The 12431-nt window shown below is 63.9% G+C and carries 9 protein-coding genes and 1 pseudogene; 4 read left to right on the plus strand and 6 right to left on the minus strand.

Going from position 1 to position 12431, the window contains the following annotated elements; all coding sequences use genetic code 11:
* Positions 1-64: 64 nt before the first annotated feature.
* The 5 genes and pseudogenes from pdxR to AC0L2A_RS06495 form a co-directional block, all read right to left on the minus strand.
* On the minus strand, positions 65-1744 hold the full coding sequence (pdxR, locus tag AC0L2A_RS06475; RefSeq protein ID WP_473607991.1) for a MocR-like pyridoxine biosynthesis transcription factor PdxR: 1680 nt from the start codon (positions 1742-1744) through the stop codon (positions 65-67).
* A 273-nt stretch (positions 1745-2017) separates the two neighbouring features.
* Positions 2018-3604 (minus strand): DUF1963 domain-containing protein, encoded by a 1587-nt coding sequence (locus AC0L2A_RS06480; RefSeq protein WP_473607993.1) that lies wholly within the window; start codon positions 3602-3604, stop codon positions 2018-2020.
* A 44-nt stretch (positions 3605-3648) separates the two neighbouring features.
* A complete protein-coding gene (locus AC0L2A_RS06485) occupies positions 3649-4902 on the minus strand; it encodes a DUF5996 family protein (protein ID WP_473607994.1) in 1254 nt (417 codons plus the stop codon).
* A 104-nt stretch (positions 4903-5006) separates the two neighbouring features.
* Positions 5007-5182 (minus strand): annotated as a pseudogene (locus AC0L2A_RS06490) (pirin-like C-terminal cupin domain-containing protein); the annotation flags it as partial.
* 301 nt (positions 5183-5483) lie between these two features.
* Positions 5484-6377 carry a LysR family transcriptional regulator gene (locus AC0L2A_RS06495; protein ID WP_473607995.1) on the minus strand — a complete coding sequence of 298 codons (894 nt, stop codon included), beginning with the start codon at positions 6375-6377 and terminating at the stop codon, positions 5484-5486.
* Positions 6378-6531: 154 nt separating this feature from the next.
* On the opposite strand from AC0L2A_RS06495, the gene AC0L2A_RS06500 reads away from it, so the two are divergent.
* On the plus strand, positions 6532-7182 hold the full coding sequence (locus tag AC0L2A_RS06500; protein ID WP_473607997.1) for a hydrolase: 651 nt from the start codon (positions 6532-6534) through the stop codon (positions 7180-7182).
* A 244-nt stretch (positions 7183-7426) separates the two neighbouring features.
* Here AC0L2A_RS06500 and AC0L2A_RS06505 read toward each other — a convergent pair whose 3' ends face one another.
* Positions 7427-8320, minus strand: coding sequence for a LysR family transcriptional regulator (locus AC0L2A_RS06505; RefSeq protein WP_473607998.1), 894 nt, complete (start codon positions 8318-8320; stop codon positions 7427-7429).
* Positions 8321-8662: 342 nt separating this feature from the next.
* Between AC0L2A_RS06505 and AC0L2A_RS06510 the strand changes: the two genes are divergently transcribed.
* The 3 genes from AC0L2A_RS06510 to AC0L2A_RS06520 are packed head-to-tail and all read left to right on the plus strand — an operon-like array spanning position 8663 to position 12417.
* Positions 8663-9301, plus strand: coding sequence for a (2Fe-2S)-binding protein (locus AC0L2A_RS06510; protein WP_473607999.1), 639 nt, complete (start codon positions 8663-8665; stop codon positions 9299-9301).
* A gap of 3 nt (positions 9302-9304) precedes the next feature.
* A complete protein-coding gene (locus AC0L2A_RS06515) occupies positions 9305-10303 on the plus strand; it encodes an FAD binding domain-containing protein (protein ID WP_473608000.1) in 999 nt (332 codons plus the stop codon).
* On the plus strand, positions 10300-12417 hold the full coding sequence (locus AC0L2A_RS06520) for a xanthine dehydrogenase family protein molybdopterin-binding subunit (protein ID WP_473608001.1): 2118 nt from the start codon (positions 10300-10302) through the stop codon (positions 12415-12417). The genes AC0L2A_RS06515 and AC0L2A_RS06520 overlap by 4 nt, the downstream gene beginning before the upstream one ends.
* Positions 12418-12431: the final 14 nt, after the last annotated feature.

A 12431-nucleotide genomic window follows, 5' to 3' on the forward strand; every position in this document is an offset into this window, starting at 1 on the left:
CTTCAATCATATAGCGGTGCCCAGTTTCATCCTCTTCGGCGCGCTGCCCTCGGTGCTTGGTTCATCACGGCTCATTGCCGAAACAGGCGCGGAGCAAACGCATCCCTTCTTCGATGTGGTCCGTGGGAATGGCGCCATATCCCAGCATAACCCCGGCGCGTGGGATAGTGCTCACGGCGAACCGTGACAGGTCCTGGACGGCGATGCCACGATCGGCAGCGCGGCGGGCGATCTCGGCGATCTGGCCCGCCGACATTGTCCGGGCCAGAGCGGTGATATGGAGTCCCGACGTCGACGGGATCAACTCGAGGTGCTCGGCAAAGTCACGCGAGATTGTGTCGGCGAGGATCTGGTGTCGTTCCCGGTAGATGGCGCCCACCCGGCGCAGGTGACGCGCAAACACGCCCTCATTGATGAAACGCGCCAGTGCTGATTGCGCGAGCGTCGATGAATGCCAGTCGCTGACGAATTTCGCTTTGTGCAGGGCCTCCCGCAGCGATGGCGGCGTTACCAGGAAGCCCAGCCGAAGCGTCGGAAGCATTGTCTTCGAAAAGGAGCCGACGTAAATCACCCGGCCCTTTGTGTCGAGCGTCTGCAACGGTTCGAGAGGCCGGCCACCGAACCGGAACTCACTGTCATAATCGTCTTCGATGATGGCTGCATTGTTCCGCTCGGCCCAGGCCAGCAGCGCCTGCCGGCGAGGCAGCGTCATCGTGACCGACAGCGGGAATTGGTGGGAAGGCGTGACATACACTGCTCGGATTCCGCGCGGCAGCGCCTCGACAACCAGCCCTTGGTGATCCACGGGTACGCCGATCACGCGAATGCCCGATGCCTTGAACAACCGCCTCGGAGGGCCATAGCTCGGATCTTCGACGGCAATTCCGTCGCCCGATGCCAAAAGGACGCGTGCCAGGATATCGAGCGCCTGCTGCGTACCGTTCGTGACAATGATGTCGTCCGCTGAGGCCCCGATCCCTCGCGAGATGCCAATGTGCCGGGCGATGGCGACCCTGAGATCGTGATGCCCGGCAGGGTGTTCATAAACGCCGGCAGTCGTTTCGCCCGAATGCAGCGCCCAGGTCACCGACCGCCGCCATGACCTGTGCGGAAACAGCGAAGCATCGCAAAGCCCAGAGCGGAAGTCGAACCGGGCCGGCTCGAACGTGACCGGCGGTGACATCGCTTCCCAAAGCGGCAGCGGCTGGAGTGTGCCAGCGGGTCGGCGTCCTGCCTTTTCACGCTCGGCCGGCGTGACCAGTTCGCTGACGAATGTCCCGGACCCCTGCCGGGACGTCAGGAACCCTTCCGCGGCGAGCCGTTCATAAGCCACCGTCACGGTCGCACGCGACACGGCCAGCGCCCGCGCCAGTTCGCGGCCAGGCGGCAGAGGGTCGCCGGGCCGCAGCCGTCGATCCAGAACGGCGCGCCGGATCTGACGATAGATCTCGCCGCTGAGGTCTTTGCGCCCGACCAGGCTTACGTGAAACGCCGTCATTGTTCTGCAGTTGGAGTTGGTCTGACGGTTGCACCAGAGTTCGACCGGTCTCCTGCGTCCTTCGCTGCCTTGGCGGCAGGGCCTTGCCGGTGTCACCATGCCAATCGCAATTGGACTGGCCGAGAATCGCTGAATTGGCACTTCTATCGGTCCTGTAGCCTCCCTACCATTGCCTCGGCGGCAAGGGAAGGAGCGGATGGCTGGAAAGGGGAGGCTGAAATGCCTCGAGCAGATACTCGCGTCCATCACTCGTCGCGACTAATTGGATTTGTCCTGGCGACCACAGTCGCGGCCCTCAAGTCTTGGCACCTGACCGCCTCAAGACGTCGGGCAATCGCGGATTTGTCCCCAGAGCAGTTGAGGGACATCGGTCATGTCGAGGCTCCCGCGCCAGTGCTTGAAGTCAAGCCGGGTCTAGTCACGAACTTGATATCGATGAGGTAGCGCATGATGCGGCTCCTGCTCGTTCGTGGCGCATGGCACGGCGCCTGGTGGAAGTAATAAATGCCTGTGAAACGACTAGCCGGACAGGAGAACGCAACGGTTCCAGCGGTGGTCCGCAAGGTCCACGGCAGGGGCCATGATGACGAGATCGTCGGCGTCCCAGAACTCGCGGCCGGTCGCCGAGCCAGCGCGTAGCCAGACGAGGACGGTCCAGCCATCTGGGTCATCTAGATCGGCGTGGCCCTTGGACACGGCCGACCTTGCCGCTTCCTCACGGCAGTCGAGATTGCCCCGGATCGTCGCGTGGCCAAGCATTTGATGGATCCGAAGTGATGCTGAGCCGACGCGTGGACCGATCAAGGCACGCGCGAACGCATCATGGGTTTCGTAAAGGTCATCGAGCGAACCAATGTCCGTCTCTTCGATACGCATCTCTGCAGTCGAGGCGTCGAACGACCGGGTTTGTCTGGGCCGCAAGCGCGCATATGCTGCGCTCGCCCAGCGTTCGTCCGACAGCGCCTCAAATGCCATCCCGGGCTCGCCCACCGCCCAGACCGGATCAGGCGTGTGCGCGAACTTCAACGGTCCGTCCGCCATCAACTCCGCCGTAACCAGGTCTCCTTCCGTGTGCGGCAAAGGGCCCGGCGGCGTAGTTGGGTCGAGATTCCTGGCTATCGCGACAGCGGCGGCCGAGGCCGCGATGATGGCTTCGGTCATTGGATGGCGCGCCAGCGACACGTCTGGCGGTGTGTAAACGACATCGACCAGCAGAGCATCGCCGTGAATGAAGAACGACAAAAGCCCCCTTTCGGGCAGAGGCCGCATCGGTCCGCAGGCAGCCGTGATCTCGGCAAGATTGATTTGCATCAGGAACGGATGACGCATTCCACGCGCGTTGCTTGGCCATGCGTTCGGCGGCAGATCCGGCCCGCCGCCGATGCGGCTGGCGGCAAGTGGTGCCTTTTCGCCAAAAGGTTCCTCCACCAGTGCGACTGCGTCCGCCCAGAGATGCGCCACCGCCGATGCATTGTTTTCTCCCAAGGCGGCGGCAAAACGTTCATCCCATATACCGTCAGCCGGCCATATACCGTCAGCCGGAACGGAGGCGGCATCCCTTCCTCTCCGTCCCGCATCGATCGCCTCGATGGTCGCGCGATGCTTCTTCTCCTGGCCCTCATATTGTGACCGAAGCATCTTTTCGCCGATCCGGTCAGTCCGTGCCTGCAAGCTCTGCATAAGCACATTGTAGTCCGTCTCCACAGTATCCTGATTGCCCGCGGCAGAACGCCAGCCGAATACCCACGCGCAATCATCCCGCCCCCGCACGAGCGTCACGCCGGCGGCGTCCGATGCCCCTATGGCAGACGATCCGATGCCCGTTCCATACCGTGCTTCCCGACCCAGCACCTGCATGGTTACAAGGGACCATTCGGCAGGACCGTTCGGCCCGATGAGATCCATCGCAAGCGGTGCGAACGCCTCGTCGAACTCCCACCGCTTGTTTGGGTCGAGTACGAGCACGAAAAGCGACGGCAATTCCTTGTCACGCGGGAATGGCCGCAGGTCGAAGCGCTCGGGTTGGCGTGCGACAACGTCGGGAAACGAGGGCGGCGCTATAAACACGAAGTCGCGCGTCATCCACTTTTGCGGTCGATCAGTCATCTCGGAGCCGGTCCGTTTGGCGGGTGGAGGGAGTTACGCGCAGCCTATGACCGACGCAGCACGTCCTGCCATTCGAGATGACGGTCGATCTGCGCTTTTGCGAACGGACAAAGCGGAATGATGGCGACCCCTTCGCGCCGGGCATCCTCGACCGCCTGGCGTACCAGTCGCTCGCCGACCTTGCGGCCACGCAACGCCGCTGGAACTTCGGTATGGTCGATGATGATCAACCCTTCGCCGGCCCGGCTATAGGTCATCTCAGCTTCGACGCCGTCGACGAGCATCCGGTAGCGTCCTTTCGATGCGGTATCCTCCCGCTCGACCTTTTCGGCGGTCAAGGGAGAGGCAGGGGCCGGCTGCTCGGCGTCATGCGGCCGCACCTGACCCCGCCGCCCCGGCATGCAGTCGAGCAGGTCGCGGTCCCATCTTCCGAGATCGGCCGCAGCGTCGTAGGTCGAGACGAGAAACTCCATAAGCGCCGCGTCGGGATTTGCAGCCGACTGAACGGCATCGTACGGCAGGATGAATTCCGATAGGCCTTCATGCCAGAACGCGCCCTCGGGCCGGGCCGATGCGCCCCTGAAGCCACTCGGCGCCGGATAGGCGTAGGCGTAGAAGGCGGGGTAATCGATGCCGCCACCGCCGGGCCAGAAACCGGCTGAGCAGACCTCGCGGTCGTAGGCTTCCTGTGCCACATCGTTGGGCAATGAAGGAATGCCGCCGGGATGGAGAGGCGCGCGCCGCCCTGAAAAGCGGGTGACGGCCAGGTCAAAACTGCCCCAGAACAGGTGAACGGGACTGGACTTGCCAAGAAAGGAGGTCCGGAACCGATTGAATACCCTGTCGACCGCCACCGATGCGTGATGGAAGCGCTGAACGGCTTCCCGGTCATAGGGCCGGTCGCGATGATCTTCGGTGAACGGCACGGGATTGGGCACCTCGTTCGGATTGCCGTTAAAGGTCGGCGTGCCTCCAAGTTCGGAAATCAACTGCACGAAATTGGCGTGGAACGCCGCGACTGTGGATGGCCCGAGCGTAAACGATGCCTTGCGACCATTGCCGCATGTGCCGACAACGATATGGTCCCGAAGGTCGAAGAGGATCTCGATGCCCGGGCCGTCGGGGATCGGCGAGGAGGTCAGGCCGAGCGGCGTGACATAGAAGGTCGCGTTCCAGGAATGGTTGAGCCACGGGGTATGAGCAAGGCGATATTTTCCTGCGATCTGCAAATAGAGATGCAGGGCCGAACACGTCTCGCGCCAGCCGAGGTAGTCCAGGTGGGGCCACTTGTTGCTCATTGTGCTTTCTCCATTCAGAAACATACTCGGCACGCGACGCGTCATCTCGTCTGAACCGCCCGGGTCCGTGCACCCAGGCGACCTCTTTCTAGCGCCGGTCAGTCTTAGCGCCGGTCAGTCCGGTAGGGAATGTGCTCATCTCGGTCATCGATCGGGAGATCGAAACGTCTCTTGCCCCAGTCCTCGGCGCGCCATTCGGCCTTCGCTTCTTCGATGCGGTCCTTCGAGGAGGCGACGGGTTCCACCAGATATAGCGCGGTCCGCTGAGCGTTGCGCCGCCGCCCGGGTTCGATTGCTGGGTTCCAACTCATGCGCGTCATCCTCACTTAGGCCGTCCAGACAGCCTCGCCCTTGCCGATGCGAATGCCCGATTTCGACTAATCCGAATCGCGAGCGGGAAGAGCGCTTTCGGCCCGACAAATGCCTAAACTGGCGAGCGACCGTCTGCCCAACTAGTCCTGTGATAGGTCAAGCTGTGTCGCAGCAAGTGGAACGTGCGGGCAATGTCGTCGAGCTCAGCGGCTCGTAGTAGAGCGACCGTCGAACACGGTTCCTTGACAATGCTTTGAACCGTTCGCGTTCTAACGATCAACTCCCCAAAGATCCGGGTTCTGTTTAAAATACTCGATCAGCAACTCGGTGAGCACCCGCACTTTCCGCGTGGGATGCTGACCGGGCGGGCGGACGACATATGCGGCCCCCGGAGGTACCGGATAGCGTGTCATGGTCGGGACCAGCGCGCCGGAGGCCACATATTCATGCGTGATGCAATCGGGGAGCCAGGCGATGCCGAGACCTGCCACCGCGGCGGCGGCAAGCGCCGTGGCGCTGTCAGCCTTGAACCTGCCCTGCGGCTGGACCGCAACAATCCTGTCGCCATCCATGAACTGCCAGGCTTCCGTTCCCTGCATGAGGGCCTGATGGGTGACGAGTTCGTCCGGAGACTCGGGTGACCCGTGCGCCTTGATGTAATCCGGGCTCGCGACAAGCTTTCCATGGATCGGCCCGACGCGCTTCGCGATCAGGTTGGAGTCCTGAAGATAGGCGCCCCGGATCGCGCAATCGAAACCCTCTGCGATGAGATCGACGAAGCGATCGCTGTAGGAAGTATGGATGTGAAGTTTCGGGTGCAGACGCGCCATTTCCGCGAGCACGGGGGCGAAGTGGGTCGCGCCGAAAGTAAGTGGCATGGCAACCCTCAGGCGGCCGCGCAGCTCACCGGTCGGGAGAATCGTTTCCCTGGCCGTGTCGATCTCGGCGCTCGCCCGGGCCGCATGATCCCTGAAAGTGGTTCCCGCTTCGGTGAGCGCGGCGCCGCGGGTCGTTCGTGCAAGCAGCTGGACGCCAAGCTCTGCTTCTATCCGGAAAAGTCGCCGACTGACGATCGATTTGGAGACGCCGAGCCGGCGCGCTGCGGCCGATACGCCCCTTGCATCGGCCACTGCGACGAATGTCTGTAGATCTTCGATGTCCATTCGACGTTCCTCATTTCGCGACACAGCTTGCCTGACTATGGCACTACCGCATCACCCAAAGGAACAGCAAATTGCGGCAAGGCAACGTCGCCCGCCGGCGCATGTCTCCGCGTGAACCCATTGCCGTCCACAACGGCAGAGAAAGGAAGTCTTGATGACCCCCCGTAACGGCCTTGATTCGCTTCTTCGTCCCGAAGACTCGGTACTCGTTCTGATCGACCACCAGCCTTACCAGCTCACGAACCTGAACAGCCACGACCCGCATATGGCGGTCAACAATGCTACGGGTCTGGCGAAGGCTGCCAAGGCATTTAGCGTACCGACCATCCTCACGAGCGTGCTCGCGGACCGAGGCGGGCTCATCTTTCCGCAGATCACCGACGTCTTCCCTGGCCAGGAGGTGATCGACCGGATGCTTATCAACACCTGGGAAGACCAGAAGGTCGTCGACGCGGTCAAGAAGACCGGCCGCAAGCAGTTGATCATCGCCGGTCTGTTCACGGAGATCTGCGTCGCGATGCCGGCGATCCAGGCTGCCGGCGAAGGATGGGACGTCACGGTCATCACGGACGCCTGCGGCGGCGTGTCGGTTGAAGCCCATGAGGTGGCGATCCAGCGCATGATCGCGGCCGGCTGCAACATGATGACGTGGATGGCGCTCGCGTGCGAATGGCAGCGCGACTACACGAGGGCCAAGACCCTGCCTGCATTGATCGAGCTCCTCAAGGATCACATGGCCGGCAGCGGCATGGCGTACCTGTGGGAGCAGCAGCTGCTCAACACGCCGGTGCCGAGCGAAGGCTGATGCGGGCCGGGATGGCGAGCTTTTCGGTGAGCGTCGGGATCGATTTCCTTGCCGGCCCTCGCCATCCTCGTCCTGCAGAGAAGCCCCTGCAATGTCGCGAACAGTTTCCGATGCACGCAAATGCCGCACCCGCTTGCCCCGGCTGGCCCGAAATCATCGTTGGCCTCGCGGTCGTCGGCCTGGCATCGATCCGGTTCCTCGGCGGATGTCACGACCCATTGGATCTCAATCGCACTGCATGGCCTCACCCCGAGAAGCGGAGCGCATCGACGAGCAGGGCGAAAGCCGGCGACGCTTGGCGACGGCTGGGATAGTAGAGGTGATATCCCGGCCAGGGCGGTGACCACTCATCCAGCACCCGCATCAGGCGGCCGCTTTCCAGATGACGCTCCGCGACATCCTCCGGCACATAGGCGAGGCCGAAACCAGCCAGCGCCGCCTCGAGAATCTCGAGGGTGCCATTGAGGACGATCTGGCCGTCCACCCGCACCTTCAGCTCGCGACCATCGCGCTCGAAGTCCCAGGCCCAAAGCCCGCCATTGATGGAAAAGCGCTGGTTGATGCAAACGTGTTCGGTCAGCTCCTGCGGCGTCGTTGGCGGCGGCCGCCTGGCGAAATACGACTGCGTCCCGACAACGGCGAAGCGGATGTCCGGTCCGACGCGCACCGCGATCATGTCTTTTGCAACACGCTCTCCCATTCGCACGCCCGCGTCGAACCGTTCGGCAGCAATATCCGTCAGTGCGTTGTCGAGGAAGACCTCGACGGTGACGTCGGGATAGTCCGGCAGGAGCTTCGCCAGCTTCGGCCAGATGACGGCGTTGAACGCGTGATCGCTTGCCGTGAGCCGAATGGTGCCGGCGGGCTTCTCCCGCAATTCGCTCAACGCCTCGACCTCGGCCTCGATCTCCTCAAAGCGCGGGCCGATATTGCGCAGCAGCCGCTCGCCGGCCTCTGTAGGCGAAACGCTGCGGGTCGTTCTCGTCAGCAGCCGAATGCCCAGGCGCTCTTCCAGATCGCGGACCGTGTGGCTGAGCGTGGACTGCGAAATTCCGAGCTGCGCAGCGGCGCGCGTGAAGCTGCCCTCCCGCGCAACCGCCAGAAAGGCCAGAAGCATATCGGTTCGTCCGCGCTGCATTTATGGCTCCGCCCCATAAGTTTGTGCGGATTATACGGACTAATCGAGCGAACTGCACACACTCAATCGATCGCGATTGCCGAGAGCACCGTAAATTTCCCGAAACGGTGGCGCGAACCCGGCTGAGCAATGACGATGAAGGAAGAACCGGCGGCAGTTCATTCGCGTCGCTGCCATTCATGGCCCCGACCGATAGGTCCTATCGGAGAGCGGGCGCTAATCAAGGCGCCTCAAGCGTCCTAAGCTTTTAGCGTCGCACACGCACCCAGCGTGTCTTCGGGCCGGGGGCCATCCATATCTTGGGCCGCGAATTGGCGGATCATCACGAAAGCGACAATCGACATGTCTGATAGCCAAAGAACTTCGACAGCCAGTTCGGACATAACGCGCCGGGAGCTCATGCAAGCGGCTGCTGTGACTGGCGGTGCTCTTTTAGGAGAACAATTCGTGCCCGGAGCTATATCTCCGGCACTGGCACAGGCTGCCGGCGCCGCGACGGCGCCGCTCGATGTGTCGCTGCGCATCAACGGGACGAAGCACCGGCTTTCGCTCGACCCGCGCACGACGCTGCTGGATGCGCTGCGCGAGCACCTGCATCTGACGGGCTCGAAGAAGGGCTGCGGCCTCGGCCAATGCGGCGCCTGCACGGTGTTGATGGATGGCATGCGCGTGAAGGCGTGCCTCTCGCTCGCGGCGCTCGCTCAGGGCCGCGACATCAAAACCATCGAAGGATTGGCGCAGGGCGATGAGCTCCACCCGTTGCAGGCGTCCTTCATCGAGCGCGATGCCTTCCAGTGCGGCTATTGCACGTCGGGGCAGATCATGGCCGGCGTCGCCTGCATCAGCGAAGGCCATGCCGGGTCGCCACAGGAGATCCGCGAATGGATGAGCGGCAATCTGTGCCGTTGCGGCGCCTACGACCATATCGTCGCGGCCATCCAGGACGCGGCTGCCGTGTCCAACTCGACGCAGGAGGGCTGAGCCATGCATCCCTTTGTGCTCGAACGTCCGCGGGATCTCTCTGCCGCACTCAGCTTCGGCGCCCAAGCCGGCCGCAATGATGCGCCGGTCGAATACATCGCCGGCGGCACCGACATGGTGCAGCTTCTGCAGGAGTATGTCCGCCGACCGGATCGGCTTGTGAGCCTCGCGGGAGTTCTCGACGACGGCATCGAGATCGGTCCGCAAGGCCTGAGGCTTGGCGCCGCCGCCACGATGGCGGAGGTGGCCGCCCATCAAGCTGTGGTCGAGCAGTTCCCTCTGATTTCCCAGGCGCTGCTGAATTCGGCGAGCCCGCAGGTCCGCAACCAGGCGACCATGGGCGGCAATCTGCTTCAGCGCACACGCTGTCCCTACTTTCGCGATGTCGGCTACGAGGCATGCAACAAGCGCGTGCCTGGCTCCGGCTGCGCCGCCCTGGACGGCGAAAACCGCTGGCACGCAGTGCTCGGCACGAGCGACGACTGTATCGCCGTTCACCCGTCGGACCTCGCAGTTGCCCTGGTGGCGCTCGATGCGTCGGTCGAGCTCCGAGGAGCTGGCGGTGACCGTTCCGTGCCGCTCTCCGATCTCCATCGCCTTCCCCGCGATACGCCGCACCTCGAAACCGTCCTGGAACCGGGCGAAGTGATCACCGCGATCACGGTCCCGGCCAATGCGGCAGGACTGCGGTCTCACTATCTCAAAGTACGCGATCGCGCCTCCTTCGAGTTCGCCGTGGTCTCGGCCGCGGTCGCAATCGAGACGGACGGCGCTCGCATCCGGCAGGCCCGCGTAGCGCTCGGCGGCGTTGGAACGAAACCCTGGCGCCTGCCGAACGTCGAGACCGCGCTCGCCGGCGCCGACATCGAGCCAGCGGTGCTCCGCCAGGCGGCGGCGCTCGCAGCAGACGGCACACGGGGTCGCGGCCACAACGGTTTCAAGATCGAACTCATGCAGCGCGCCATCGTGCGTGCGGTCGAAATCGCGGGAGCACGCGCATGACTGCTGCCTTGATCGGAAAATCCGTCAGCCGCGTCGATGGCCGCCTGAAAGTTACCGGCGCCGCGACCTATGCCGCCGAGTTTGAGGTACCCAACCTCGCCCATGCCGCCGTCGTCAGGAGCATTGTCGCGAACGGCCGCATTGCATCCGTCGACACGGCGGAGGCCGAACGGGCGCCCGGCGTAATCGCGGTTGTGACGCACAGCAACGCGCCCAGGCTCGCCTACCAGCCGCATAAGGGCCTCCCCGACGCAGCCGTTGGCGAGCGCCTGCATGTGCTGCAGGACGACCGAGTGACTCACCAGGGCCAGCCGATCGCGCTGGTGGTCGCCGAGACGCTTGAACAGGCGGTTTACGCGGCGGAGGTCGTGCGGGTTACCTACCGGCACGAAGCGGCGGCCACCGACATGGAAAGCGTCGATCCAGTTCTGCCTACCGGGAAACCGGCGGAGTGGGAGATACGGCGAGGCGAACCCGACAGCGCCTTCGAACAAGCGGAATTCCGGGTCGACCAGACCTATGTGATCCCGCGCGAGAACCACAATCCGATAGAGATGTTCGCCACCATTGCCTCATGGCAGGGCGGCAGCCTGACCCTGTGGGACAAGACACAGTGGGTGCACAATGTTGCCGAGGAGATCGCCGCCGTGTTCGGCATCGCTGCCGAGAACGTGCGGGTCATCTCGCCCTTCGTCGGCGGCGCGTTTGGTTCGGCGCTGCGCTGCTGGCCGCATGTCACGCTGGCGGCACTGGGCGCCCGTGTAGCCGGACGGCCAGTCAAGCTGGTGCTGTCGCGGCGCGAAATGTATTACGGCGTCGGCTACCGTCCTCACACGGTGCAGCGGGCCGCGCTTGGCGCCTCCCGTGGCGGCCAGCTCCAGGCCATCCGGCACGAGGGCCACCAGGAGACCTCGACCTACGAGGAGTTCACCGAGGCGCTGCTCAGCGCGACCCGGTTCCTGCACTCCTGCCCGAACGTCCACACGCGCCATCGCATCGCGCCGATGAACGTCCACACGCCGACCTACATGCGCGCGCCCGGTGAGGCGAGCGGCATGTATGCCCTGGAATCGGCCATGGACGAGTTGGCGGTCGCGCTGAACATGGATCCCGTCGAACTGCGGTTGCGCAACGAGCCGGACCGGGACGAATTTAGGGATCTCCCGTTCTCAAGCCGTTCGACCAGGGAATGCTACCGGGCCGCCGCCGAGCGTTTCGGGTGGGCACAAAGGAACGCCGCGCCGCGCTCCATGCGCGACGGGCGCTCGCTGATTGGCTGGGGCATGGCCAGCGCCACCTATCCGATGAACTATGCACCCGCCTCGGCCCTGGCCCGGCTCTTGCCGGACGGCACTGCCGAAGTGATGAGCGCAGCGAGCGACATGGGACCCGGCACATGGACATCGATGACGCAGGTCGCGGCGGACACGCTGGGCCTGCCGATCGAGCGGGTCAAGTTCACGCTTGGCGACACCCGCCTGCCGCGCGCCCCTATCCACGGCGGTTCCATGACCATGGCGAGCGTCGGCAGTGCGGTGCAGGCGGCTTGCCGCAAGGCGCGCGACGACGCGCTGGCACGCGCCGGCTCCAACGATCTTGAAGAGGCCATGGAGCGTCTCGGCCAAGTCATCGAGGCAACCGCCGACGTCGCTCCCGGAGATGAGACGAAGCGGTTTTCCATGCACGCCTTTGGCGCCGTGTTCGTGGAGGTTGCCGTCGATCCCGATCTCGGCGAGACGCGCGTGCGGCGCATGGTCGGCGCCTATGGCGCCGGCCGCGTCGTCAACCCGAAGATCGCGCGCAGCCAGTGCATCGGCGGCATGATCGGCGGCATCGGCATGGCCCTCATGGAGCACTCGGTTGTCGACCCCCGCAACGGGCGCGTCACCAATGCCAATCTCGCCGAATACGCCGTGCCGGTGCACGCCGACGCGCCGCCTGTCATGGACGTGATCTTCGTCGATGAGCACGACCCGCACGTGAACCCTCTTGGCGTGAAGGGCCTCGGCGAGATCGCGCTGGTCGGCGTCGCGCCAGCGATCGCCAATGCCATTTTCCACGCTACCGGAAAGCGCGTCCGCGAACTGCCGATCACGCCGGACAAGCTGCTCTGATCCACCTCGTCGAA

Source organism: Mesorhizobium sp. WSM4844, from assembly GCF_055811775.1.